Origin of the sequence: Chromobacterium indicum (genome assembly GCF_039708975.1) — a bacterium.
Lineage (GTDB): Bacteria > Pseudomonadota > Gammaproteobacteria > Burkholderiales > Chromobacteriaceae > Chromobacterium > Chromobacterium piscinae.
This window is the reverse complement of the sequence record NZ_JAYFSJ010000018.1, coordinates 77,264-102,610: the sequence shown is the minus strand read 5'-3', so window position 1 is coordinate 102,610 and position 25,347 is coordinate 77,264. Positions and strand designations below refer to the sequence as shown.

25 protein-coding genes are annotated in these 25,347 nt (G+C 65.7%); 8 read left to right on the top strand and 17 right to left on the bottom strand.

The window, feature by feature from the left end; genetic code table 11:
- The 5 genes from VA599_RS20835 to VA599_RS20815 form a co-directional block, all read right to left on the bottom strand.
- The coding region (locus VA599_RS20835) for an ATP-binding cassette domain-containing protein (RefSeq protein ID WP_346790414.1) at positions 1 to 434 on the bottom strand (434 nt) is incomplete at its 3' end.
- Between the two features lie 10 nt (positions 435 to 444).
- Positions 445 to 1,500 (bottom strand): ABC transporter permease, encoded by a 1,056-nt coding sequence (locus VA599_RS20830; RefSeq protein WP_346790412.1) that lies wholly within the window; start codon positions 1,498 to 1,500, stop codon positions 445 to 447.
- Positions 1,501 to 1,513: 13 nt separating this feature from the next.
- A complete protein-coding gene (locus VA599_RS20825; RefSeq protein ID WP_346790410.1) occupies positions 1,514 to 2,455 on the bottom strand; it encodes an ABC transporter permease in 942 nt (313 codons plus the stop codon).
- Between the two features lie 50 nt (positions 2,456 to 2,505).
- Positions 2,506 to 4,302, bottom strand: a complete 1,797-nt coding sequence (locus VA599_RS20820; protein WP_021476071.1) for an ABC transporter substrate-binding protein — start codon at positions 4,300 to 4,302, stop codon at positions 2,506 to 2,508.
- A gap of 179 nt (positions 4,303 to 4,481) precedes the next feature.
- Positions 4,482 to 5,318: an SDR family oxidoreductase gene (locus tag VA599_RS20815; RefSeq protein ID WP_021476070.1), complete on the bottom strand. Its 837-nt coding sequence runs from the start codon at positions 5,316 to 5,318 to the stop codon at positions 4,482 to 4,484.
- Between the two features lie 152 nt (positions 5,319 to 5,470).
- On the opposite strand from VA599_RS20815, the gene VA599_RS20810 reads away from it, so the two are divergent.
- From VA599_RS20810 to VA599_RS20795, 4 genes are all read left to right on the top strand, one after another.
- Positions 5,471 to 5,704, top strand: a complete 234-nt coding sequence (locus VA599_RS20810) for an exodeoxyribonuclease VII small subunit (RefSeq protein ID WP_021476069.1) — start codon at positions 5,471 to 5,473, stop codon at positions 5,702 to 5,704.
- Entirely contained in the window at positions 5,694 to 6,590 is an 897-nt protein-coding gene (locus VA599_RS20805; RefSeq protein WP_021476068.1) for a polyprenyl synthetase family protein, read from the top strand. The genes VA599_RS20810 and VA599_RS20805 overlap by 11 nt, the downstream gene beginning before the upstream one ends.
- A gap of 68 nt (positions 6,591 to 6,658) precedes the next feature.
- Positions 6,659 to 8,509, top strand: a complete 1,851-nt coding sequence (gene dxs, locus VA599_RS20800; RefSeq protein WP_021476067.1) for a 1-deoxy-D-xylulose-5-phosphate synthase — start codon at positions 6,659 to 6,661, stop codon at positions 8,507 to 8,509.
- Positions 8,509 to 9,096: an ion channel gene (locus VA599_RS20795; protein WP_021476066.1), complete on the top strand. Its 588-nt coding sequence runs from the start codon at positions 8,509 to 8,511 to the stop codon at positions 9,094 to 9,096. Before dxs ends, VA599_RS20795 begins: the two co-directional genes overlap by 1 nt.
- Here the strand turns inward: VA599_RS20795 and VA599_RS20790 are convergent.
- The 5 genes from VA599_RS20790 to VA599_RS20770 all read right to left on the bottom strand — a co-directional run bounded on the left by VA599_RS20790 (position 9,078) and on the right by VA599_RS20770 (position 14,911).
- Positions 9,078 to 9,599, bottom strand: coding sequence for a DUF2165 family protein (locus VA599_RS20790; protein WP_234004406.1), 522 nt, complete (start codon positions 9,597 to 9,599; stop codon positions 9,078 to 9,080). The two genes, VA599_RS20795 and VA599_RS20790, sit on opposite strands and share 19 nt — an antisense overlap.
- A gap of 110 nt (positions 9,600 to 9,709) precedes the next feature.
- Positions 9,710 to 11,164: an aminoacyl-histidine dipeptidase gene (locus tag VA599_RS20785; protein ID WP_021476064.1), complete on the bottom strand. Its 1,455-nt coding sequence runs from the start codon at positions 11,162 to 11,164 to the stop codon at positions 9,710 to 9,712.
- A 368-nt stretch (positions 11,165 to 11,532) separates the two neighbouring features.
- Complete coding sequence (locus tag VA599_RS20780; protein WP_346790407.1) at positions 11,533 to 12,852, bottom strand: TldD/PmbA family protein; 1,320 nt, start codon at positions 12,850 to 12,852, stop codon at positions 11,533 to 11,535.
- Positions 12,849 to 14,309, bottom strand: a complete 1,461-nt coding sequence (locus VA599_RS20775) for a TldD/PmbA family protein (protein WP_346790406.1) — start codon at positions 14,307 to 14,309, stop codon at positions 12,849 to 12,851. The genes VA599_RS20780 and VA599_RS20775 overlap by 4 nt, the downstream gene beginning before the upstream one ends.
- A gap of 134 nt (positions 14,310 to 14,443) precedes the next feature.
- Positions 14,444 to 14,911, bottom strand: a complete 468-nt coding sequence (locus VA599_RS20770) for a nuclear transport factor 2 family protein (protein ID WP_021476061.1) — start codon at positions 14,909 to 14,911, stop codon at positions 14,444 to 14,446.
- A 90-nt stretch (positions 14,912 to 15,001) separates the two neighbouring features.
- Between VA599_RS20770 and VA599_RS20765 the strand changes: the two genes are divergently transcribed.
- Complete coding sequence (locus VA599_RS20765) at positions 15,002 to 15,559, top strand: TetR/AcrR family transcriptional regulator (protein ID WP_346790404.1); 558 nt, start codon at positions 15,002 to 15,004, stop codon at positions 15,557 to 15,559.
- Between the two features lie 57 nt (positions 15,560 to 15,616).
- Entirely contained in the window at positions 15,617 to 16,111 is a 495-nt protein-coding gene (locus VA599_RS20760; protein WP_021476059.1) for a prolyl-tRNA synthetase associated domain-containing protein, read from the top strand.
- Positions 16,112 to 16,153: 42 nt separating this feature from the next.
- Here VA599_RS20760 and VA599_RS20755 read toward each other — a convergent pair whose 3' ends face one another.
- The 4 genes from VA599_RS20755 to VA599_RS20740 form a co-directional block, all read right to left on the bottom strand.
- Positions 16,154 to 17,506: an efflux transporter outer membrane subunit gene (locus VA599_RS20755; RefSeq protein WP_346790402.1), complete on the bottom strand. Its 1,353-nt coding sequence runs from the start codon at positions 17,504 to 17,506 to the stop codon at positions 16,154 to 16,156.
- 3 nt (positions 17,507 to 17,509) lie between these two features.
- Positions 17,510 to 19,441: a MacB family efflux pump subunit gene (locus VA599_RS20750; RefSeq protein WP_346790401.1), complete on the bottom strand. Its 1,932-nt coding sequence runs from the start codon at positions 19,439 to 19,441 to the stop codon at positions 17,510 to 17,512.
- A complete protein-coding gene (gene macA / locus VA599_RS20745) occupies positions 19,438 to 20,541 on the bottom strand; it encodes a macrolide transporter subunit MacA (RefSeq protein WP_346790399.1) in 1,104 nt (367 codons plus the stop codon). The genes VA599_RS20750 and macA overlap by 4 nt, the downstream gene beginning before the upstream one ends.
- A 218-nt stretch (positions 20,542 to 20,759) precedes the next feature.
- The gene (locus VA599_RS20740; RefSeq protein WP_346790398.1) at positions 20,760 to 21,653 is read right to left on the bottom strand and encodes a LysR family transcriptional regulator; all 894 of its coding nucleotides are present in this window, start codon (positions 21,651 to 21,653) and stop codon (positions 20,760 to 20,762) included.
- Between the two features lie 144 nt (positions 21,654 to 21,797).
- Between VA599_RS20740 and VA599_RS20735 the strand changes: the two genes are divergently transcribed.
- Together VA599_RS20735 and VA599_RS20730 are read left to right on the top strand one after the other, a co-directional pair.
- Positions 21,798 to 22,556 (top strand): SDR family oxidoreductase, encoded by a 759-nt coding sequence (locus VA599_RS20735; protein ID WP_021476054.1) that lies wholly within the window; start codon positions 21,798 to 21,800, stop codon positions 22,554 to 22,556.
- Positions 22,557 to 22,753: 197 nt separating this feature from the next.
- Entirely contained in the window at positions 22,754 to 23,449 is a 696-nt protein-coding gene (locus VA599_RS20730) for a Crp/Fnr family transcriptional regulator (protein WP_021476053.1), read from the top strand.
- Here VA599_RS20730 and VA599_RS20725 read toward each other — a convergent pair.
- Genes VA599_RS20725 through VA599_RS20715 form a run of 3 tightly spaced genes read right to left on the bottom strand, consistent with a single transcriptional unit; the run spans position 23,425 to position 25,341 of the window.
- The gene (locus VA599_RS20725) at positions 23,425 to 24,708 is read right to left on the bottom strand and encodes a hypothetical protein (RefSeq protein ID WP_346790395.1); all 1,284 of its coding nucleotides are present in this window, start codon (positions 24,706 to 24,708) and stop codon (positions 23,425 to 23,427) included. The two genes, VA599_RS20730 and VA599_RS20725, sit on opposite strands and share 25 nt — an antisense overlap.
- The gene (locus VA599_RS20720; protein ID WP_021476051.1) at positions 24,708 to 24,920 is read right to left on the bottom strand and encodes a DUF2249 domain-containing protein; all 213 of its coding nucleotides are present in this window, start codon (positions 24,918 to 24,920) and stop codon (positions 24,708 to 24,710) included. The genes VA599_RS20725 and VA599_RS20720 overlap by 1 nt, the downstream gene beginning before the upstream one ends.
- Positions 24,910 to 25,341 (bottom strand): hemerythrin domain-containing protein, encoded by a 432-nt coding sequence (locus VA599_RS20715; protein ID WP_021476050.1) that lies wholly within the window; start codon positions 25,339 to 25,341, stop codon positions 24,910 to 24,912. The genes VA599_RS20720 and VA599_RS20715 overlap by 11 nt, the downstream gene beginning before the upstream one ends.
- Between the last annotated feature and the right edge of the window lie 6 nt (positions 25,342 to 25,347).

The window sequence follows — 25,347 nt, the reverse complement described above, 5'->3', positions numbered from 1 at the left end:
ACTTCGCGCAGCAGCTCCACCGCCCGCTTCCACGCCGCGCCGCGCCCCAGCCCGGCGTGCAGCGTCAGCGTCTCGACGATCTGCTCGCCCACCGTGAACACCGGGTTCAGCGAACTCATCGGCTCCTGGAAGATCATCGCCACGTCCTTGCCGCGCAGCCGGCGCAGTTCGGCCGCGCTCAGCTTCAGCAGGTCGCGCCCGTCGAAGCGCAGCTCCGACGCCGGATCGATCTCGCTCGATTGCGGCGGCAGCAGCTGCATGATGGCCATCGACGTCACCGATTTGCCGGAACCCGATTCCCCCACCAGCGCCACCGTCCGGTGCGCCGGAATGTCGAAGCTCACGCCCTTCAGCGCCTCGAAGCGCCCGCCGTCCTCCTGGCGGAAACTCACCCGCAGATTGCGGACCGACAGCAAAGTCTTGTTGTTGCTCATGGTGTGATCCTCACTTTACCTTCGGGTCCAGCGCGTCGCGCAGGGAATCGGTCAGCATGCTGAAAGCGGTCACCAGCAGCGACATGAACACCACCACCATCGCCAGCTGCCACCAGTAGCCCTGCATCAGCTCTTCCGGCACTTCGGACAGCATCGAGCCCCAGCTCACCTGGCGCACGTCGACGCCGAAGCCGAGGAAGGACAGGATCACCTCGTACTTGATCAGGCCCACCATCAGCAAGGAAAACTGCACCAGCAGCAAATGGGAGACATTGGGCAGGATGTGGACGAACATCCGCCGCGCGCTGCTGGCGCCAATGGCATCCGCCGCCTGCACGAACTCGCGCGAACGCAGCTTGATGAACTCGGCGCGCACCAAACGGAAAGTGCCCGGCCAACTGGTCAGCGACAGCACCAGGATCACGGTGCCCAGGCCGCGGCCGGCCACCGCGGCAAAAGCCAGCAACAGCAGCATGTCCGGCATCGCGGTGAACACGTTGTAGAACCACATCAGGAAATCATCGATCTTGCGGCCGAGGAAACCGGCGCAAGCGCCAAGCGACGCGCCGATCACCACCGACAGCAAGGCGCCGAAGAAGCCGACGAACAGCGAAGTGGACGTGCCCTTGACCACCTTGTCCAGGATGTCGCGGCCGCGGATGTCCGCGCCGAACGTCAGCGACTCCGCCTTCTTCACCTCCGGCACCACGTACTTGTCGCGGTTCTTCATCGCCGCCTGGGTTTCCGTCCAGATCGGGTCTTCCTCAGGGCGCAGGCCCGTGCCTGTGACCGTCTCGGCTTTTTTCGCGCCAGAGGCCTGGGCAGCATCATGCGCCTGCTGATACAGGAAAGTAGGCGGCGCATAGGACACCGCCACTTCGGCGCTCCAGCCGCGTCCGATCAGGCCCACCCAGCTGCACAAGGCCAGCAGCATGAAGCCGCTCACGATCCACAGGCACGCGAAGCCGATGCGGTCGCGTTTCAAACGTTGCCAACCCAGCGCCCACAGGCTGCGGGACGGGACGGCGGCCGGCGCGGCGCCGGCGGTATTCTGCAATGTCGTCATCGTCTCTCTCCCCTTACTTCAGCTGGACACGCGGATCGATCCACTTGTACAGGACGTCCGCCAGCAGGTTGAACACCATGGCCGCGGCGGCGATGGTGATGGTGATCGCCTTGATCACCGGGAAGTCGCTCTTGTCGACAGCGTTCAGCAGCTCATTGCCCATGCCGGGGATGCCGAAGAAACGTTCCAGCAGCATCGAGCCCAGCATCAGGAAAGGCAGCGACATGGTGATGTTGGTGACGACCGGGATCAGCGCGTTGCGCAGCACGTGCTTGAACAGCACGCGCGACTCGGGCAGGCCTTTGGCGCGCGCGGTGCGGACGTAGTCGTGGTTCAGCTCTTCCACCACGAAGCTGCGGTAGAAGCGCACGCTGGGCGCCAGCGCCACCAGAATGCCCAGGATAAGCGGCAACGGCAGGTAGACCAGCAGATTGGTGGCCAGGCTGCTGTCGTCCCACCCCATCACGGGGAACCAATCCATCACGAAGGCAAGCTGGTATTGGCCGACGATGATGTAGACCAGCGAACTCACCGACATCGCCACCGTGCAGATCATGGTGACCAGGCGGTCGGTCAGCGTGCCGCGGAAATAGGCGACGGCGACGGCGATGGGCAGCGCGGTCAGCAGTTCAAGCACCAGCAGGCTGCCCGCCAGTGTGAGCGATGGGCCGACGCGGTTGGCCAACGTGCCTGCTACCGACTGCTGCGTGGCCCAGGAGTTGCCGAAGTCGTAAGTGAACACCTGTTTGACGAACAGCAGGAATTGCTCCGGCAGGCTCTTGTCCAGGCCCAGCTGCACGCGGATATTGGCCAGCATCTCCGGCGTCAGGCGCTTGCCTTCCAGAATGAAGGTGGGGTCGCCGCCCACCCAGTTGAACAGCACGAACACCAGCAGCATGACGCCCAGCATGGTGGGGATCATCTGCCAGAGCCGGCGAATGATGAATGCGAACATGTTTTTTCCTTGCTCCGTCCGGCCATCCGGCGGAGTCGAACGAGATGGACTCAGCGCCGGTTGACGTCGACGTAGCGCCAGAAGCCGCCGACTGTGTAAATCGGGTGGGGCTTGTAGCCGAGCACGTAACCTTGCGACAACGAATTGGTGAAGCGGGTAACCCCCAAGACATAAGGCTGGTATGCCGCCACCACCCGGTTCATCTGCTCGAACTTGGCTTCGCGTTCCGGCCCGTTGGGCAGCAAGCGCGAGGCTTCGAAAAGCTGGTCAAACTTGGGCCGGCTGAAGGCGGACAGATTGCTGCCGCTGGCGATGCTGTCGGTCCACAGCTCCACCATGGTGTCGTCGCCGTCCGGCATCGAAGCCGACCCGCCCAGGCTCCACATCTGCAGCTTGTGGCCATAAGCGCTCTTCAGGTTCTCGTTCCACTTGGCCACCTTGAAATTCACCCGGATCTTGAGGCTGTCGAATGTCTTCTGCCAGATCTGGTTGAACTGCTTGTCCAAAGCCGAGGCCTGGGTTGCCTGGGTGATCTGCAGCGGCTTGCCATTGGGCAGCGTGCGGTAGCCGTCCGGCCCTATCTTGTAGCCGAACTGGTCAAGCAGAGCGTTGCCCAGCGCCGGGTCGTACTTGACTTCGCCCCGGAAGCCCGGGCTGGAACCCGCCATCCCGGTCGACACTGCGCCCTGCATCGGCACCGCCTGATTGCCATAGAGCAGCGGCACCACTTCCTGCTTCAGCGGATAAGCCAGCGCGATCGCGCGGCGCAGCGCGATCTTGTCCTTGCCGTATCCGCCGACGACCGGATCCAACATGTTGAAATAGGCGTAGGTCACGTCCAGGTTCAGCACATGGGACAGCTTGATGCCCCGCTTCGCCAGCACAGGGTTCAACGTGGTCTGGAAAGGATCATTGTCGGTCACGTGCAGCGCCGTCTTCATCGCGGCCTTGGGCACCGCGACCACATCCAGCTGCTTGTTCAGGAAAGACAGCCAGCGCGGCTGATCCTCCTCGATCACGCGGATCTCCACCCGGCCGACCACGGGCAGGGTCTTGCCGGCCATTTCCCTGGCGATCTCCTGGTCACGCGGGTCGCTGCCCGGCTCGCCATCGAACGCCACCTTGCGATAACCCGGATTCGCCAACAGCACGATCTTGCTGCCCTGCTTCCATTCGCTCAGCATGAAGGGGCCTGTGCCGACCGGGTGGGACATCGTGTCCTTGCTGTAGGCCTCAATCGCCTCGCGCGCCACCGCGCCGAATTGCTTGGCCGCCAGCGTGTACAGGAAGATGAAGTTGGTCTTGGTCAGCGTCAGCCGCAAGGTGTAGCGATCCAACACCTGGATGCCGGGGATCGGCGACGCGTAATCGAACTTGCCTGTCTTACTCGCCCGCTTGCCGGCTTCCGCCAGGCCCAGCACCCAGTCGGTCATCATATTGGAGACCGGCGAATTGACGACGGGATCGGCGAAGCGTTTGAAGGAGTAAGCGTAGTCCTCGGCGGTCAGCTCCCGCTTCTTGCCCTTGAACACCGGGTCATCGGCGAAATAGATGCCGGGCTGGATTCGTATCGTGTACACGCGGCCGTCGGCCGAAACCTCCGGCATCGCCGCCGCGGTGTTGGGCTTCATTTTCAGCGGCCGGGCCAGGTAATCGTATTTCAGCAGCGGCTCGAAAATGTTTTCGATCACGCCGATCGAATACACATCATTGACCTTGCCGGGATCGAAACCGGTTTCCGGCACCGGAAACGATATCCTGAGCACTTTGTTCGGGTCGGCTGCATGAGCGGACAGCGCGAGCGAACCGCCCAGCATCAGCATGGGCAGCCATTTCAGGTGCGTCATCTTGAATTGTTCTCCTTCGTAGCGCGGGGCCTTCCCGGCCCGCTTTATTCTTTGCGCCCGCCATCGCCAACTGCCGCAGCCATGACAAGCGCGAATGAATGTAAAGCCAATTCGCTACGCGGATCAACAAAAAAATATCAAGATGGCATCAGGAAAATTCAATTAAGGACTTGGATGCCTCATGTCGCGCCGCGGCAAGCGCCGTCGTACCAGCGCTGGGGCAGGAAACGCCGCAGGAACCAGAACAGTTTGGTGGGAAAGGTCACCCGGTAGCGGGCGCGTGGCCGGCGGCTGGTCGCGGCGTGCCACACGGCCTCGGCCACCGCGCTGGCCGGCAGCGTGAACGGCGCGGCGTGGCCTTCTTTTTTCAGCCTTTCCAGCTGCTGCTGATAATTGTCGCGATGCACGCTGCCGTCGATGTCAACGTTTTTCAAAAAACGCGCCAGCGCGTTGGGGCGGAAGCGGCTCTCAATCGGCCCCGGCTCTACCAGCGAGACATGGATATCCGTGCCGTGCAGTTCATGGCGCAAAGTGTCGCACAGGCCCTCCATCGCGAATTTGCTGGCGTTGTAGGCGCCGCGCCAGCGCATCGCGGCGAAGCCGAGAATGGAGCTGTTGTAGACGATGCGGCCATGGCCCTGCGCGCGCATCACCGCCATCGCCGCGTTGGTCAGCTCCCACGGGCCAAACAGATTGGTCTCGAACTGCTCGCGCATCGCCTGGCGCGAAATGTCCTCCACCGCGCCTGGCTGGCCGAAGCCCGCGTTGTTGAACAAGGCGTCGAGCGTGCCGCCGGTCCGCGCCAATACCTCGTCCAGCGCCGAGCGGATCGAGCCGGCGTCGTCCACGTCCAGCCGCAGGCTTTCGAAGCCTTCCGCGCGCAGCCGCTCCACATCTTCCTGTTTGCGGCAGCTGGCGAACACTCGCCAGCCTTTCTCGCGAAACCACTTGGCTGTGTGATAGCCGATGCCGCTGGAGCAGCCGGTGATCAGGATGGTGCGGGCGGATTCGGACATGTCAGGCCTCGGAAAAGAAAGGGAGCCGCCACCCTACACCATTCGCCGCCGCGCCGAAACCGCCCCATCTGACGCACATCGGGCCGGAGCACTGTCGTTTTTCATCGGAATTGGACTAGAATGTCGGCCTGACACGCACGAGGAACTCCGCCATGGCAAAAGCCGCAAAAGCGCCGGCCAGCTTCGAAACCGCGCTGGGCCAGCTGGAGGACATCATCCAGGCGATGGACAGCGGCGACATGCCGCTGGAAACAGCCCTTGCTTCCTACAAGCAAGGCACCGAATTGATCAAGTTCTGCCAGGGCAAGCTCGCCGACGCGGAACAGCAGCTGAAAATCCTGGAAAACAACGAACTGAAGGCGCTGGATCTGCCCAATGGCCAATGAAACCTTCATCGGCTGGATGACCTCCATCCAGCAATACATGGAGCAGGCGCTGGAAAAGCTGCTGCCGGCCGCCGGCTGCGCGCCGCAGCGCCTGCATGAGGCGATGCGCTACGCGACGCTGGAAGGCGGCAAGCGCGTGCGTCCGCTGCTGGTGTTCGCCGCCGGCGAGCTGGTCGGCGCGGAACGCGACAATCTGGCCCGCATCGGCGCGGCGCTGGAAATGGTCCACGCCTACTCGCTGGTGCACGACGACATGCCCTGCATGGACAACGACGTGCTGCGCCGCGGCAAGCCCACCTGTCACATCGCCTATGACGACGCCACCGCGCTCTTGGTCGGCGACGCGCTGCAAACCCGTGCCTTCGAGCTGCTCTCCCAGCCCATGCCCGGCATCGCCCCCGCCAGCCAGCTGGAAATGGTCCACACGCTGGCCCACGCCGCCGGCCATGCCGGCATGGCCGGCGGCCAGGCGATAGACCTGGCCAGCGTCGGCCTGCCGCTGACGCTGCCTGAACTGGAATTCATGCACATGCTGAAAACCGGCGCGCTGATCCGCGCTTCGGTGCTGGCGGGATCGATGGCGGGCCGCGAGCTGTCCGGCGCGGAGAAAGAGGCGCTGGACGCCTTCGCCAAGCGCATCGGCCTGGCCTTCCAGGTGGTGGACGACATCCTGGACTGCGAGGCGGACACTGCCACGCTGGGCAAGACCGCGGGCAAGGACGCCGCCAACGACAAGCCCACCTATGTCAGCCTGCTGGGCCTTGCCGAGGCCAAGCGGATGGCGAAGGATTTGCACGACCAGGCTTTCGCCGCGCTGCAGGGTTTCGGCCCGCAGGCTGATCGCCTGAAACAACTGGCCGACTACATCGTCGCCCGCTCGTTTTGAACCGCTCGTGGAGAAACCATCAGGACGGACCACCGCCCGGCGAGCCACCTCACTGCAGAATCACAACAATGTATCCGCTGCTTGAAAACATAAACAGCCCCGCCGACCTGCGGCAGCTGACCCGAGCCCAGCTGCCGCAGCTGGCGGGCGAATTGCGCGAATTCCTGGTGGAGTCGGTCAGCAAGACCGGCGGCCACTTCGCGTCCAATCTGGGCAGCATCGAGCTGACCATCGCCCTGCACTACGTCTTCGACACCCCGAACGACCGCCTGGTGTGGGACGTCGGCCACCAGACCTACCCGCACAAGATCCTGACCGGCCGCCGCGAGCGCATGCATACCATGCGCCAGCATGGCGGCCTGGCCGGCTTCCCCAAGCGCGAGGAATCCGAGTACGACACCTTCGGCGTCGGCCACTCGTCCACCTCGATCGGCGCGGCGCTGGGCATGGCGGTGGCGGCCAAGACGCTGGGCATAGACCGCAAGAGCGTGGCCATCATCGGCGACGGCGCGATGACCGCCGGCCAGGCCTTCGAGGCGCTGAACAACGCCGGCGCGATGGACACCGACCTGCTGGTGGTCCTGAACGACAACGACATGTCGATCTCGCCCAACGTCGGCGCGCTGAACAACTACCTGGCCAAGCTGATGTCCGGCCGCTTCTATGCCGCGATGCGCGAGGGCTCCAGCAAGGTGCTGGGCATCGCCCCGCCGCTGAAAGAGATCGCCAGCAAGGTGGAGGAGCACGTCAAGGGCTTCTTCACGCCGGGCACGCTGTTCGAGGAATTCGGCTTCAACTACATCGGCCCGATCGACGGCCACGATGTGGACGTGCTGGTGGACACGCTGAAGAACATCCGCAGCCTGAAGGGCCCGCAGTTCCTGCACATCGTCACCAAGAAGGGCCAGGGCTACAAGCTGGCCGAGAACGATCCGGTCAAATACCACGGCGTCACCAAGTTCGATCCGGCCAACGGCCTCGCCGGCGGCAAGAGCGGCGGCGGCAAACCGCAATACACCCAGGTGTTCGGCGACTGGCTGTGCGACATGGCCAAGCTGGACAAGCGCCTGGTCGGCATCACGCCGGCGATGCGCGAAGGCTCCGGCATGGTTCGTTTCGAGAAGGAACACCCGGACCGCTACTACGACGTGGCGATCGCCGAACAGCATGCGGTCACCTTCGCCGGCGGCATGGCCTGCGACGGCCTCAAGCCTGTGGTGGCGATCTATTCCACCTTCCTGCAGCGCGGCTATGACCAGCTGATCCACGACGTGGCGCTGCAGAACCTGCCGGTGATGTTCGCGCTGGACCGCGCCGGCCTGGTCGGCGCCGACGGCCCGACCCACGCCGGCGCCTTCGACCTCAGCTTCCTGCGCTGCATTCCCAATATGACGGTGATCGCGCCGTCGGACGAGAACGAATGCCGCCAGCTGCTGTACACCGCCTTCCAGCTCGACACCCCCTCCGCCGTCCGCTACCCGCGCGGCACCGGCCCCGGCGTGGAAATCCAGCAGCAGATGGAAGCCCTGCCCATCGGCAAAGGCGTGGTCCGCCGCCAAGGCAAGAAAATCGCGATCCTGGCCTTCGGCAGCATGGTGAGCCCCGCCCTCGCCGCCGCGGAATCGCTGGACGCCACCATCGCCGACATGCGCTTCGTCAAGCCGCTGGATGCCGAGCTGGTGCGCCAGCTGGCCGAAAGCCATGAGTTGATCGTCACCGTCGAGGAAAACGTGGTGATGGGCGGCGCCGGCTCCGCCTGCGTGGAGGCGCTGCAAGCCATGCGCCTGGCCACTCCCGTGTTGCAGCTGGGCCTGCCGGACGACTACGTCGAGCACGGCGATCCGGCGCTGCTGCTGTCGCTGTGCGGCCTGGACGCCGCCGGCATCGAGAAGAGCATCCGCGAGCGCCTGGCCGGCTGATGGCCTCGCTGCCGCTGCCCAGCCTGGAGACCCGGCTGCAACTGCACGCGGAAACAGCGCTGTCGCTGGTTTGCGCCGCGCTGTTCACGCTGCTGTGGCGCGGCGCGGATCTGCATGCCATGCTGCCGCGCCAGGGCGAGCAATGGCTGGCTTGGGCGGTGTTCTTCTGGCCGCTGTGGCGCACCGGCCGCCACATCCTGCGGCGGCCGCGCCAGCGCCAGCTGGGCGACTTGATCGGCCTCTATATCGGCCTCGTGCTGCAATTCGCTGTCGTCTACTACCTGTTTGCGTTGCTGCTGAGCGGTGGCAGCGCCTTCCACGGCATGACGCCGCTATACGACCGCCAGGGCGGCCCGCTGCCCGGCTTCTACGGCAAGGCCGCCCTGCTGTTTCTGGACTGTTTCCACCTTTCCATCGCTACCGCGGCCACCGTGGGCTACGGCGACATGTACCCCACCTACTGGCCGGTGCGGCTGCTGGCCGATCTGCAGATCATCTTCACCAGCGCGCTGGTGATCATAGGCTTCGGCCGCCATTTCGCCGGCCAAGGGCCGCGAAGCGCCGGCGATCAGGCCTCTTCCCGCTGACGGATGTAGACCAGGCTGAGCAGAATGAAGCCGACGAAGGCATAGGCCTTCATCTGGCCATTCCACTTGCTGGCCCACATCGCGAAATACTCGCCGCCCACCACCGCGAAGCCGAAATACCAGACCAGCACAGCCACCAGCGCGCCCAGCGTGAACAGGCTCTTGCCCCAAGCCAGGCCATCGCGCCCCGCCGCAGCCCTCAGCATGCCGATACCGCCCGCCGCGCATAGCAGTCCGCAGATCATTTCGCCGGCGATGATGGCGAAATAAGCCAGCTGCTGTCCGAACGGGTCTCGCACCGCCCGGCCCTCCAAAGCCGCGCCGTTGAACCACGGCTCCAAGGCGTCCATCGCCAGCACGCGGCGGACGAATTGCCAGTTGGAGTCGTAATCGATGATGTTTCCACTCGCCACCAACAGGCCAAACACGCCGATCGACAAGGCCAGCGCGGCCTTGCACAAGTATTGGATGCGCAGATGGATGCTCAATTGTTCTTTTTTCACGGATTTCTCCAGCATTTTGACAAACCCGCAGCATGCCATGATCAGCCGGCGGCCGATATAAAAAACGGCCTGGCAAGGCCAGACCGTTTTTCCATTGCGAGAAAAACCGCTCAACGCGCAGGAATCGCCTTCAGCGCCGCCTGCAGCAGCTGCCAGGCCTTGCCGACCGATTCCACTTCCACCCGTTCGCCCGGCGCATGCGCGCCGCGGATGTTCGGGCCGAAGGACACCATGTCCAGATTCGGGTACTTGGAGCCCAGGATGCCGCACTCCAGGCCGGCGTGGATCACCTGCACTTCGGCCTCGCCGCCGAACTCCTTGCGGTAAACGTCCTTGAACAGCGCCAGCAGCTTGGAGCCCGGATTCGGCGCCCAGCCCGGATAGCCGCCCTCCATCTCCACCTTGAACCCCGCCAGCTTGAACAAGCTTTCCACTTCGCGCGCCAGCATCCAGGTACCGGAGTCCAGCAGGGAGCGCACCATCAGGTTGGCGAACACCTTGCCGTCGACCACGTGCACCACACCCAGGTTGTTCGAGGTTTCCACCACGCCCTCGACGCGCTGGCTCATACGTTTGACGCCGTGCGGCGCCGCATGCAGCGCGGACAGGATGGCATCCTGATCGGCGACCGCCAGCACGCCGACGGCGGAAGCCGCTTCGGACAGCACAGCCACGCCTTCGTCGACGCCGGCCAGCTCGAAGCGCATCAGCGCCTGGAACGCGTCCAGCTTGGCCGCCACCTTGGCGGCGTCGGCAGCGGGATACGCCACCACGGCGAAGGCCTCGCGCGACAGCGCGTTGCGGGCGGTACCGCCTTGCAGCGAGGCCAGGCGCAGCTCGGTTTCGGCTTCCAACTCGCGGACCAGGCGGATCAGGATCTTGTTGGCGTTGCCGCGGCCCAGGTGGATGTCGGCGCCGGAGTGGCCGCCCTTCAATCCCTTGATGGTCAGGCTGGCTACTTGGTAGCCGGCCGGAACCGGCTCGACCGCGTATTCGCGGGTGACGTTGACATCGACGCCGCCGGCGCAGCCCATGTAGAACTCGCCCCACTCTTCGGTATCGATATTGATCAGGTATTGACCCTGCAACAGGCCGGTTTCCAGGCCCAGCGCGCCGCCCATGCCGGCCTCTTCGTCCAGCGTAAGCAGCACTTCCACCGGGCCGTGGGCGACGTCGTCGCCCGACAGCACCGCCATGCCCAGCGCCACGCCGATGCCGTTGTCGGCGCCCAGCGTGGTGTTTTCGGCGATCAGCCAACCGTCCTTCAGCACCGGGCGGATCGGGTCCTTGAAAAAGTCGTGCTCGGTGCCGCTATTGGCCTGGCACACCATGTCCAGGTGGCCCTGCAGCACCACGCCGGCGCGGTCTTCATAGCCCGGCGTGGCCGGCTTGCGGATGATCAGGTTGCCGACCTTGTCGACCACGGTTTCCAGGCCGCGCAGCTCCGCCCAGCCTTTCATGTAGTCGCGCACCTGCTCCTCGTGCTTGGACGGGCGGGGAATGTCGCACAGGGTTTGGAAGTGTTCCCAGACGGCGGTCGGTTCGAGCTTGGCGATATCAGTCACAACGCATTCCTTGATTCGGTGTCGCGGCGCGGCCCACGTTTGGCCGCGCCGCCGGATACAACATCCGCCATCCGGCGAAGGCTGGAAATATAGATGCCACATCGACATGCCGCGCCGGCGCTCAGCGTTTTTCCGGCCATGTCTGGTGGTTCGCGATGGGATCATTCTACACCATGCTCGATGAAGAGAAAGCATGCCATCCGCGCATGCGCTCTTGTAGTTTTCCCTGGCTAAACATAGCGGGCATTGAGCATATTGCATCGACGCGGCGCCATGCCAAACACATTAACCATGTAAAAACCGCATACATTGCAGCCCAAAAAACCGCCAGGACAAAACAGTCCTCCGCCTCGCCCCGGCAACCGCTCTTACAAGCTGAAGCGCAATGACTTGACCAGCGCGCCAGGCAACAGCTTGCTCTGGGTCGCGCGGCCGCCATAACTGCCCGCGTCCACCAGCAGCTCGCGCTCCGCGGTCAAGGCCTCCAGCTGCTCTCCCAGCAGGCTGTACAGACTGTCGTCGAAGCGCATCACGCCCAGGGGGGAGGCTATTTTTCCATTCTCCACCCAGAAGCAGGCGAAGCGCGTCATGCCGGTGACGCGGCAGGCGGCACGGTCGGAGAAGTTCAGGTACCACAGATTGGACAGATAGACGCCGGTGCCCAACGCCTTCAAGGCTTCATCGCGCGGCAGTTCGCCCGGTGCCAGCTGCATCGACTCCGCGTACTCGTCGGCTCCGGCATTCGGCTCGAGACCGAACTCCCGCGCGCTGCGCGGGCCGATCAGGCTGTTCTGGTGCGCTCCACCGGCGATCAGATCCACCCGCTCCGGCCGGATGAATCCTTCGGCCTGAAACAGCGGCGACAGCCCTTCCCCGGCCGCCTCAGCCAGACTGACCCGCGGCGACAGCTTGGCCTCGCCGTCGACCAGCTTCAGCAAGGGGCTGCGCTTGGCCCTCGCCTCTTTTTCCGACAAGCCGCCCCAGTTCAGCATGGACAGCAGGCTGCCCAAAGCGGTGGGCGTGAAGTAAGCGCGGTATTCGCCCGGCTCCAGCGTTTTCAGCGGCAGCTTCAGCAAGGCCAGCTGCTCGGCGGCCTCGGCGATGCCGCGCCGGATCGCGCCGGCATCCCAGACGCTGCCGGCCTGGCTGCGCTTCACCGCCTTGTCGCCATGCGAATACAGGCTCCAGTCGAAATTCCAGCTTTCGCCCTGCTGCCAGTTGAACTGGCCCAGATGGTTGGCGAAGCCGAAGCTCATCTCGCCGCAGGCCAGGATGCCCACCAGATCCAGCCCTTCCGCGGCGGCGAGAATGTCGGCGGCCATCGTCTCCGCCGATGGCAACGCGCCGGAGGCGATTCTTTCGGTGCTGTTCGGCTGCTCGCTCAACAGCAGGAAGGGATCGTCCTCCACCTGTTCCAGCGCCTCGCGCAATGCCGGCAGCGAGGCCTCCAGCAAGGCCAGGTCGTCATCGCCACCGCACAGCGAAAGCTGTTGCGTGGCCTGGCGCTTGCCGCGGATCAGCCTCAGATCCAGATAGGCCTGCTCCACTCCGCCGGCCTGGCGCACCTTGCCATGGTTGAAACGGACGAAATCGGTGCGCTCCGCCTCCAGCCACAACGTGAATCCCTCTTCCTCGCGCAGCACGTCGTTCAGCGCCGCCGCCAGTCTTTGCAAATGCGCGCGCATCATGCCGCCCCTCCGAAAACGTCCACCTCGCCGAACACGCAGGCCGGCGAGGCATGCCCCACCCGCACCACCTGATTGGGTTCGCCCTTGCCGCAATACGGCGTGCCCATCACCGTAAAGGTGCCGGCATCGCCCACCGCCTTCAGCGAGCGCCAGAAGCTGGCGGAAACGCCGCGGTAGTTCGGGTTGCGCACCACACCCTTCAGTTCGCCGTTTTCGATCAGTTGCCCCCACTCGCAACCGAACTGGAATTTGTTGCGCGAGTCGTCGATGGACCAGCTGACGTTGGTCTGCATCAGCACGCCGCGCTCGATGCCGGCCACCAGTTGCGCGAAAGTCTTGTCGCCGGGTTCGACATTGAGATTGGCCATGCGGTCTATCGGCGCGCGGTTCCAGTTGCATGCGCGGCTGTTCGCCACGCCGCCCAGCCCGAAACCGTTCAATCTGGCGCGGGCGGACGAGATGTCGCCGCCCAGCGGGCGCTCCAGGACGCCGTTACGGATCAGCCACACCTTCTCCGCCGGCTTGCCATCGTCGTCCCAGCCGTAGCTGGCCAGCTCATTGCGCTGCAGCGGGTCGAAAGTGACGTTGAGCAGCTCGGAGCCGTAGCGATAGCTGCCGAACATGTCCGGCGTGACGAAGCTGGTGCCGGCATAGTTGCGCTCGTCGCCCAGGATGCGGTCCAGCTCCAGCGGGTGGCCTATGCTTTCGTGGATCTGCAACATCATCTGCTCGGGCATCAGCAGCAAGTCCATCTTGCCGCTCGGACAGTTGGGCGCGGCCAACAGCTGCAAGGCTTCGTCGGCGACGCGGCGGCCCGCGCCGCGCAAGCCGGCCTCGGCGATCAGCTCCAGCCCGCCCTGGCGGCCCAGGCCGCCGTACTGTCCGCCCAGGCTGCGGGTTTGCACCCGTCCCTTGTCGAATGCCGTCACCGCCAGCGAAGGCGTCAATGCGCGCATGCGCTGCTCGGTCTCGCCGCCGCAGGAGGTCAGGTATAGCTGGCGGATATCCTGCCGCCACAGGCTGGCCGACCAATCCACCACCCGGTCGTCGCCCCCTTTGGCCGCCGCCGACTCGCTGAGCAGCAGATCCAGCAGCGCGGCGCGCGGCCACTCCGTCACGCCATCGCATCCCGGTCCCTGGTAACGGCCTTGCGGGCTGGGCAACTGGATCTGCCGATAATCGAACACGCCGCGTCCCGCCGTGGCGCGCGCCCAGCTCCGGGCGCGCTCGAAAGCCGCGCGCAGCCCGGCTTCGCTCAAATCGGCGGTAGCCGCATAGCCGTAGCCGCCGCCATCGAGCACCGTGATCATCGCGCCGCGGTCGTGCCGCCGCACCAGCGGCTGCTGCCGCCCCTGGCGCACGCTCAGGCGCTCGTTGTCTTCCTCCACATAGCGCAGCGAACAGAAGTCCGCCTGCGGCTGCAGCGCCAGAAAACGCTGTCGGATGGTTTCAAGCATGGTCAAGTCTCCGGAAGAGGCCGCGATGTCAACAGCATCGATACTAAGCAGCCAGGCCGCATCCTGTCCATGCCGCGCGCGAAAGTCGCAACGCGCAAGATGCCGCGCCCGGCCGTCCGGCTTGCAGGCCGCTCTTACAAACCCAGCTCGCTCAAACCGGGATGATCGTCCGGCCGCCGGCCCAGCGGCCAGAAGAACTTGCGCTCGCTCTCCTTGATCGGCATGTCGTTGATGCTGGCGTGCCTATCGGTCATCAGGCCGTCGGCGCCGAACTCCCAGTTCTCGTTGCCGTAGCTGCGATACCACTGGCCGGCGTCGTCACGCCACTCATAAGCGAAGCGCACGGCAATGCGATTGCCGTCAAACGCCCAAAGTTCCTTGATCAACCGGTAATCCAGCTCCCGCTTCCACTTGCGCTCCAGCATCGCCTGCGCCTCGACCCGGCCGCGCGGGAAATCGACGCGGTTGCGCCAACGGGTGTCCAGGCTGTAGGCCAGCGCCACGCGCGCCGGATCGCGGCTGTTCCAGCCATCTTCAGCCAGGCGGATTTTTTCGATCGCGGTTTCACGGGTGAACGGCGGCAGCGGAGGACGGGTTTCCATATCGGTTTCCTTTTCAAATTAAAGTAGACAGATCTGTCTACATACAAACCAGTCTAGACCAAAGTAGACAAGTCTGTCTACAATCACTTCATGAAATCGATTTCGCCCACCGACATCGCCGCGCTGCCCGCCCGCGACCGCATCCTCGCCACCGCCCACCGGCTGTTCTATCAGGAAGGTCTGCGCGCCACCGGCATAGACCGGCTCATCGCCGAGTCCGGCGTCACCAAGGTCACCTTCTACCGCCACTTCCCCAGCAAGAACGACCTGATCCAGGCCTATCTGGAGCAACGCCACAGTCTCTGGATGGACTGGTTCAACGCCGCGCTCGCGCGCCGAGACGGCCCCGCCGCGCTGGCGGACGCCATGCGCGAGTGGTTCGCTTCGGACGACTTCCGCGGCTGCGCCTTCATCAACGGCGCGGGAGAAATGCCGGCTGAGCCGGCGGTGACGGACGCCGCGCGGCGGCACAAGGCAGAGATGCGGCAAGCGATCGCCGAGCGGCTGCCGGAAGGCCCAGGCAAGGCCGAGATGGCGGAAATGCTGTCCCTGGCCGCAGACGGCGCCATCGTGCGCGCTCAGCTGGATGGCCAGGCGGATGCCGCGCTGGCGGCGCTGGAAAGCTTGATCGGAAAACTGGCGGGGTGACGCGCCGACGCCGGCCGTGATAGTTTCGAAGGGAACGAAAACGCCGGAGACGCCCGCATGGAACACGCCCTGTACCGCCTGCTGGACGAGCAGCGCATCCCCTACCAACGCTTCGAGCATCCGCCGGTCTACACCTGCGAGGAAGCCGCCCGACTGATCCCGGATCTCCCAGGTGCGGAATGCAAGAACCTGTTTTTATGCGACGCCAAGGGCCGCCGCCACTTCCTGGTGGCGGTGCCGGCCGACGCCGGCGTGGACATCAAGACGCTGGGCGAAACGCTGGAAGCCAAAGGCCTGCGCTTCGCCTCACCTGAACGGCTGAAGAAATATCTGGGGCTGGAGCCTGGATCGGTGACGCTGCTGGCCGCGGTCAACGATCGCGAACAGCAGGTGGAAGTGGTGGTGGACGAAGCGCTGTGGGCGCGGGAGGCGATACTCTGCCACCCACTGGTCAACACCGCCACGCTGAGCGTGCCGGTGGAAGGATTGGCGCGGCTGCTGGCGCACACCGGCCACGCGCCGCGCGTGATCGCGGTGCCGCGCCGGGACTAGCGCGGCTTGACGGCCGCCTGGTCGGCGGCCGGCCATTGCCGCTCAAGCGGACGAAGCGCCTCCGCCCAAGGCCTTGTACAGATACGCCAGGTTCTTCAGCCGCTCCAGATTCAAACCCAACAGCTTCTCCCTCGCCTGGCGCTCACCGCGCGCGGCCTCCAGCCAAGACTGCATATCGGTCTCTCCCGCGCGGTAGCGGCTCTGGGCCAGCAGGGCGTTTCGCCCCGCCAAACGCAGCGCCTCGCTTTGCAGCTCGGAGCTGGCGGCCAGGCGGCGGCGCCCGTCCAGTCCCTCTTCCACCTCGCGATAGGCGCCGTACAGCGTTTTGCGGAACTCCGCCTCCGCCAGCTGGTAATCGGCTTCGCTCGATTTCAGTTTCAGATCCAGTCGCCGCCAGTCTAGAAAAGGCAGGGACAGCGTCGCGCCCAATCCCAGCTGCGCGGCCGGGGAGGCGCTGCCTCGGCTAAGGTCTCCATTCAGGCTGAAACGCGGAAAGAAGTCCGCCCGGCGCTGGTCCGCATCGGCCAGTTTGCCCCGCAACCGCGCCTCGGCCGCCTGCAAATCCGGCCTGCGACGCAGCAAGTCGCCCGGCAGTCCGGCGGCGATGCCTGGCAACGACGGTTGCGCGGCCAGCGGCGGGATGTCCGGCAGCAGCGCGCCCGGCGGCGCGTCCAGCAGCAGCGCCAGCGCGTTTTCCTTCTTGCGCAGCTCTTCCCGCTGGCTCAGCAGGCTGGCGCGCTGCGCCAATGCCTCGCTGTCCGCCTGGGTCGCGTCCTGTTCGGCCAGCGCGCCCGCCCTCCGCCGGGAATGCGCCAGCGCCTGCATGCGCAGCGCGTCGGCCAGCGCGGCCTCGGTCAGGGCCAGCCTGGATTTCTGCGCGGCGATGTCCCAATACAGGCCCGCGGCGGCGCTGTCGGACAGCAAATCGGCGGTGATCTGGTCGTAGCGGCTGGCGGCGAAAGCCTCTCCTGCCGAACGCTGCGCGGCGTCCAGCCGTCCCCACAGGTCGACCTCGTAATCCACTTTCAGGCCGGCGCTGTGGCTGCTCGACCAAGCGCCGCCATCCAAAGGGCGGCTGCGGTTGCCCGATAGCGAACCGCTCAGCGTCGGCCGCGCGTCGCCATCGGCCAGACCCGCCTCCAGCTGCGCCTTGCGCAATTTCAGCAGCGCGATCTCCAGATCGGGATTGCGGCTGCGCGCTTGGCTCAGCACCCGCAACAACGCTGGATCGGCGAAACCGCCCCACCACGCCTCACGACTCATGTCCTGCTCCGCCGCATCCAGCTGCGCCCACTGCGCCGGCGTCAGCAAAGGCTGCCGCTGATACGGCGTGGCCTGACAGCCGGCCAGCAAGGCGGCCAGCGCCAGCCACGGCCATGTCTTGCGTCGATTCATTTTCTACTCCCTGGCCAGCGCGTCTATCGGGTTCAGCCTGGCGGCGCTGCGCGCCGGCAGGAAGCCGAACAGCACGCCTATCAGCGACGAGCACGCCACCGCCAGCAAAATCGCCGTCGGCGACAGCGACATCTTCCACGAGCTGACGAACAGCGCGAACACAAAGCTGATGCCATAAGACAGCGCCACGCCGATGGCGCCGCCCACCAGGCAAACCAGCACCGCCTCGGTCAGAAACTGCTGCAGCACGTCGCCCTGGCGCGCGCCCACCGCCATGCGGATGCCGATCTCGCGGGTGCGCTCGGTCACCGAGACCAGCATGATGTTCATCACGCCGATGCCGCCCACCACCAGCGAAATCACCGCGATCAGCGTCAGCAACAAGGCCAGCGCTCGGCTGGTGCTCTCCACCGTTTTCAGCACGTCTTCCATATTGTGGGTAAAGAAATCCTTGCCGCCATGGCGCTGGGTCAGCAGCGTGGTGATGGCTTTCTCCGCCAGCTTGGTCGGCTGGCCGTCCTTCACCCGGATCACGAAGCGGTCGAAATGCTGCTGACCGAACAAGCGGCTGGCGGTGGTGGAATACGGCATCCACAGCTGCAGCGAATTGCCGCCAAAGCCGCGGTCGCGCTGCGCCACCACGCCGATCACCGTCGCCGGCACCGTGCCCACCAAGATCACCCGGCCCACCGCCTCGCCATCGCCGAACAGCTTGCGGCGGGCGTTCTTGTCCAGCAGCACCACCTGCCGCTGCATGCGGATGTCGTCGCGGCTGAAGCCCTGGCCCTCGGCCAGCTTCATGCCCTGCACGCGGAAGAATTCGCGGCCGACGCCGCTGACCGAGCCATTGACGTCGACGTTGCGGTAGCGGATGCGCTGCGGCTGCGAGGTTTCCGGCGTCACGCTGTCGACATAGCCCTCCTCCGCCAGCGCGGCGATATCGCCCGGCAGGAAAGTGCGGATGCCTTCGGCCTTGTCGTCGCCCCAGTCCTTGCCGCGGAACACGGTGATGGTCTGGGTGCCCATCGCGCGGATGTCGTTGAGCACGTAGTCGCGCGCGCCCTCGCCGATGGCGATGATGGACACCACCGAGGTGATGCCGATCACGATCCCCAGCATGGTCAGCGCGGTGCGCAGGCGGTTGGACAGCATGGCCAGCATCGCCATCTTGAAAGCCTCCGCCATTCGTTCGCGCAAGGACGGGCCGCCGTCGGTCTGAGCCATCCCATCAATCTTTGCGGCCGGCGCCGCCGCGCCGCTGTCGCGCAGGATTTCGCCGTCGCGGATTTCGATCACGCGGTCGGTCTGCGCGGCGATGGCCGGATCGTGGGTGACGATGATGACGGTGTGGCCGGCGGCGTTCAGTTCCTTGAGGATGCGCATCACCTCCTCGCCGCTGTGGCTGTCCAGCGCGCCGGTCGGCTCGTCGGCCAGGATGATGCGGCCGCCGTTCATCAGCGCGCGGGCGATCGACACCCGTTGCTGCTGGCCGCCGGATAGTTGGCCGGGCTTATGATGCTCCTTGCCGGCCAGCCCCAGCCGCGCCAGCAAAGCCTGCGCCCGTTCGCGCCGCTCTTTCAGCGCCATGCCGGCGTAAACGGCGGGCATGGCGACATAGTCCAGGGCCGACAAATGCGGCAGCAGGTGGTAGCGCTGGAAGATGAAGCCGAAATGCTCGCGCCGCAGCGCGGCCAGCTGGTCCTTGTCCAGGCGGCCGGCGTCGCGACCGCCCACGCGGTAGCTTCCCTCGGACGGCTGATCCAGGCAGCCCAGGATGTTCATCAGCGTGGACTTGCCGGAGCCGGACGCGCCGACGATGGCCACCATCTCGCCGGGAGCGATGCTCAGCGACACATCCTTCAACACCGCCACCTCGTCCTCGCCGGACGGAAAACGCCGCCAGACGCCATCCAGCTGAAGGCCGGCGCCGCTCACGCGCTCACCATCACGGCGCCGCCCTCTTCGGGCTTGTCGGCCTGCTCTCCGGTCACCACCAGCTCGCCCGCCTTCAAACCATCCAGCACCTGGGCGCGGGTGGACGTTTTCAGGCCGACGCGCACCTGCCGCTCTTCCAGCCTGCCGTCCTTGCCCTTCACCTTAACCGCGTAGCGCCCGTCCTTGCCGGCCGCGCCCAACGCCGACAGCGGCACGCTCAGCGCCCCGTCCAAGCGGGAGAGCACGATGCTGACCTGGGTGGTCATGTCCACGCGCAGCTTGCCGTCGGGATTCGGCACGTCGAACAGCGCCTTGTAGAACATGGCGTTGTTGATTTTCTCCGGCATCGGCAGGATGGCGCGCAGCGTGCCCCAGTAGCGCTGGTCCGGCGCGCCCAGCACGGTGAAGTACACCGGCAGGCCGGACTTGATGCGGATCACGTCGGCCTCGGCCACATAGGCGCGCACCGTCACCTTGCTCAGATCGGCCAGCTTGAGGATCACCGGCACCGTCTGGGTGGCGATCACGGTCTGGCCCTGCTGGGTGACGATCTCCAGCACCTCGCCGTCCATCGGCGCCTGGATGCGGGTGTAGCCCAATTTGGTGCGGCGGCTGTCCAGCTGCGACTGGTCCTGGCGGATCTGCGCCTGCAGCTCCGCCAATCCGGCTTTCAAGGTTTGATAATTGGTATCGGCCGCCAGCAGGTCCTTGTCCGAGGTGGAGCCCTCGGCATGCATGCGGCGCTGGCGCGCCAGTTCCTGCTCCGCCTGTCGCAGCGCGGCCTGCTTGGCCTGGCGCTGCGCGACGCGCGCGTCCAGCGAGGCCTCGGCGGCGCGCAAATCGTTCAGGCTGTCCTCCGGGTCGATCTCGGCCAGCAGCTCGCCCTGCTTCACCTTGTCGCCCGCCTCCACCTTCAGCGATTTCAGCTGACCGTTGGCCTGGGCGCCAACATCCACCTGCCGCAACGCCTGGATCACGCCGCTGGCCAGCACCAGATCCTCCAGCTCGCCGCGCTCCACCTTGGCTGTCAGCACCGGAGGCGGCGGGTCCTCCGCCAGCCAGCGGTGCGCGCCCCAGCCGGCCAAAGCCAGAACCGCCAACAAAACCGCGGCATTGCGCCACGGCCGCTTGCCGAATCCCCAACTTCGGCAGCGCCGCCACAAGGCGGCCAACCCGCGCGCGGGGCGCAACAAAATGCCAAACCATTGCCTGAACCGCATCATCACCAACAATTCGTTAACAAAAGCAAACTTTGTCAGGCAATTTAGTTACAAAGTAGTTCCGCCCGCGCCTTGTTCAGCGCCTTCTCATGAGGCCGCTACTCCAGCCGCAAGCGCTCGCGCAGCAGCGCGGATGCCCACTCGACAAACACTTGCACCCGCCGCGACAAATGCCGGCGATGCGGATACAGCACCGATACCGGCATCGCCGGCGGCGGCCAGCCGGCCAGCACTTCCATCAGTCGCCCGGCGGCGACGTGCGGCTCGGCGTCGTAGCGAGGCAACTGGATCAGGCCCAGTCCGGCCAACGCGCAGGCGATATAGCTTTCCACCTGGTTGACGCTGACCTGGGACTGCAACGCCAGCTCGCGCCGTTCGCCTTCTTGCAGATACTCCCAGGCAAACACCTTGCCGGTGGACGGCGACGCGTAGTTGACCGCGCGATGGCCAGCCAGCGCGTCCGGCGAGGCCGGCGCGCCGAAAGCGGCCAGATAATCCGGGCTGGCGTAATTGCCCTGCGGCAGCATGCCGATCCGGCGCGCCACCAGCCGCGACTCGGCCAGCGCGCCGACGCGGATCACACAGTCGACGCCTTCCTGAATCAAATCCACCGGCCTGTCAGTCACCCCCAGCTCCAGCTCGATGTCGGGATAGAGCGCAAAGAAAGCCGGCAACGCCGGCGCCAGCACCTGCCGCCCGATCGGCCCCGGCACGTCTATCCGCAGCTTGCCGCGCGGGCTGGCGCCCTGCTGGCTGAACAAGGACTCCAGCTCGTCGAAATCCGCCAATAACTGCTGACAGCGCTCGTAGAAAGTGCCGCCATCCAGCGTCAGCTGCACCCGCCGCGTAGTCCGATGCAGCAGCCGCGCCCCCAATTGCGCCTCCAGTTGCTGCACCGCGCTGGACACTGTCGCCCGCGGCAGCTGCAACTGCTGCGCCGCCCGGGTGAAGCCGCCGCAATCGACGACGGCGGCGAAAACCCGCATCGACATGATCCTATCCATATCCGCTCCAATTGGTACGATTTTCTGGATAGTGTAAACAATAAAGCGCCGTTTATCCGGATTGAGGCTGGCAATACACTGCAAAGCGTCAACAGCAAGCCGCGCTAGCGGCGAACCCAACGGAGAACTGACATGAGCCAAGCCAACTTTGCAGGACAAGTCGCACTGATCATCGGCGCATCGCGCAATATGGGCCGCGCCTTCGCCGAAGCGCTGGCCGCCGACGGCGCCGCCGTCGCCATCCACTACCACAGCGCCGGCTCCCGCGCCGGGGCGGAAGAAATCGCCGCCGCGATTCAAGCCGCCGGCGGCCAGGCCTTCGCGGTCCAGGCCGACGTGACCAAAGTGGCGGAAGTGCGCCGCCTGTTCGACGCGGTGGAGGACCGTTTCGGCCACCTGGACATTCTGATCAACACCGCCGGCATGATGGTGAAGAAAGCGATCACCGAAGTCAGCGAGGAAGAGTTCGACGCCATCTTCGCGCTGAACACCAAGGCCGCGTTCTTCGCGCTGCAGGAAGCCGGCCGCCGCATCCGCGACAACGGCCGCATCGTCAGCGTGGGCACCTCGCTGCTCGCGGCCACCACGGGCCATTACGGCGCCTACGCCGGCAGCAAGGCGCCGCTGGAGGACTTCACCCGCGCGCTGGCCAAGGAAATCGGCCACCGCGGCGTCACCGTCAACGTGGTCGCTCCCGGGCCGATGGACACCGAGTTCTTCTACGCGGCGGAAACGCCGGAGGCTGTCGCCTACCTGAAGCGCGCCAGCATCAACGGCGAGCTGGGCCAGGTGGCCGACCTGGTGCCGTTGGTCAAGCACCTGGTTTCGCCGGAAAACCGCTGGACCACTGCCCAGACCCTGTTCATCAACGGCGGCTTCGTCTCCCGCTAACCGCCCTCTGCTCAGAAAAGCCGCTGCCAGGCGGCTTTCTCCTTCATGCGGCCTGGGCAAGGGGCCCGCTCCCGCATCGCGCCTTCTTGCGCCAGGTGCCCGGCAAAACCTGTCGGCTGTCAAATATCGCGCTTTGCTAATAATTCGCGGGATGAGTTAGCATCCACCATCGCCACACCGATTCCGAAAGCCCCGCCATGTCCCAGATCGACATCATCCAGCACCTGCGCCACCAACCCTTGTTCCAGCGGCTGTCGGACAGGCAGCTGGCCACGCTGGAGCCCCACGTTCACGCCAAGCGCGGCGACAGGGGGCAGCTGCTGTTTCAGCGCGGCGACGAATGCGACGGCATGTACGTGGTGGTGTACGGCAAGGTGAAGCTGGCGATTCCCTCGCCGCAGGGCGTGGAGAAGGTAGTGGAGATCATCCACCCCGGCCAGAGCTTCGCCGAGGCGGTGATGTTCCTGGGCAAGCCCTACCCGGTGCTGGCCCAGTTGCTGGAAGACAGCCTGCTGCTGCACATCGGCGCGGCCGGCGTGTTCCAGGCATTGGCCGAGGACCCGGGCTTCGCGCGCAATATGCTGGCCGGCATGTCGCTGCGCCTGCACGGCATGGTGCGGGACGTGGAGCGCTACTCGGTGGAAACCGCGCTGCAGCGCGTGATCGGCTACCTGCTGCAGCAAATGGACGACGCGCCCGCCGGCGAGAAAGTCGTGCTGACGCTGGAAGCCAACAAAAACCTGATCGCTTCCCGCCTGAACCTGACGCCGGAAACCTTCTCCCGCGTGCTGCAGCAATTGAGCAAAGCCGGCCTGGTGGAGGTCGATGGCAAGGACGTTGCCCTGCTCGACCCCGCCGCGTTGGCCGACTACGGCATGACGCCGGCCGCCTGAGTCTCTCTCCAGTTTCTCGCGCAGGCGCGGTGGCGCCATACCGCCCTGCCCGCGTCCCAAGCCACTAGCGCGGCCAGCGCGCATGTTCCAACGCCTGCCGCCGTTCCCGGCAGCTCCCCCAAGGCCAGCGCGCACCCCATCGCCAGGCAGGCTGAAAACACAAACAGGCATCGACGCTGCGCCGATTCCGGCAACAGCGCCAGCGTGGCCGGCGGCCGCGCGCCGGGCGGCGCCTTGCGCTGCAGATCCAGCCACAACAGGAAGGGCAATATCTTGTAGAACATGCCCAGCACCGCGCCTGCGCCCAGTCCGAACAGCAGCAGCCAGCCGCTCAACGCCGCCCAGCCGGCGGCCAGCATATCCGCGGCGACAAGCCAGGCCGCCAGCAACCCAAGCGCCAATGCCGCCATCGCCATTTGCCAGAAGCGCCGCCCGCAGTCTCCGGGACGCCGGCTTCGCCGCTGCAAGCGCCAGGTCATGGCAGCAAAAGCCAGCGCCGCCATCCATGCCGGCAGCCAGGCCAGCCAACTCGCCGTCAGCTGCCATCCCAAACCGGACGCCAGCAACGACGCAGGCCAAATCATCGCGGCATGCCGCATCCAACGCGCCGGATACGCCGGCGTGATCTGGAACATCGGCACCACCGTGGCCGCCACCGCCATGATCAGGCCCAGCAGCCATCCGCCCAGCGCCCACAGCGCATGCCAATCCAGCAAGGTTTTCCAAGGCAGCGGCCAGGCCGCGCCCAGGGTGCCCGCCAGAGCGATGCCCAAACCGGCTGCGGCCAACAGCGCGACCAGCGCCGACGCCATGCCGCGGGTGGTGGCGTCGCGCGCCGGACTCCTGGCGATGCCATGCAGGCCGAAGCCGGCGAAAACCAGCAAGGCCCAGCCCAGCAGCGCGGCGGCCGGCAGCAACAGCGCCGGCAGGAAGCCATTCAGGAAAGCCGCAGCCAGCAGGCCGCAGCCAAGCTGCAATGGCCAGAACAGCGCATGCAGCAGCAAACGGGGGCGGGAAAACGAAACTCCGGCCACCACCGCCAGGATCTGCAGCGCCGCACCGAACATCGCGTTGCCCAGCACGCCCAGCGCCAACAGATGCGCGGCCGCCAGCGACGCCGGGTCGAAGCGGTCCAGCGGACCGGGCCCCACCAGCATCAGGCACAAGCCGGCGATGAACAGCCAGCACGGCGACGCCAGCAGAAAAGGCAGGGGAAGGCTCAGCGGCGGCGCCCGGTCATAGGACGGCCATCCCTGCATCAGCTGCGCTCCATGATCAGCAGCACGCCGCCGTCGCCCGATAATTCGAAGCGGTAAGCCAGGCCTGCCATCCTGTCCAGCAAAGGCAGCAAGGGGGTCGGGAAATGCGGCAGCACGAAGCTCACAGACTGGCCCGGCGACAACAGCTCGGCCTCGCCCAGTACGATGTCCATCGGCTCCGGCGGCGGCAGATCTCGCAGGTCAAGCGGCATGGCCGGCCTCCTCCAGCAAGCGCCCCAGATCCGGCACGGATTGCTCGCACATCGGATACAGGATGTTCTCCTCCTTCATATTGTGCTGTTGGGTCAGGATCAGCAGCGTGTCGGCCTCGGCCAGAAAATTGTCGCCGTCGCGCGCGGCCAGCGCCTGGGCCATGCCGTCCAGCAACTGCCGCATCTGCGCATGTTCGGCGCGCATCACCACGGTGGGGCCGGCGCGCATGCCGCTGGCCTGTTCGAAGGCGGGGAACAGCCTCTCTTCTTCCAGCCGGAAGTGGTCTTCCATCTCGCCGCGCATCGCGGCGAAAGCGGATTCGGCAGCGGGCCAGTTCTGCGCGCGCGCGGCTTGCTCGGCGTCGGCGAAACGGGCGTCGCAATCCCGGTGCTGGCCGGTCAACAGTTCGGATGGGGTCATGATGGT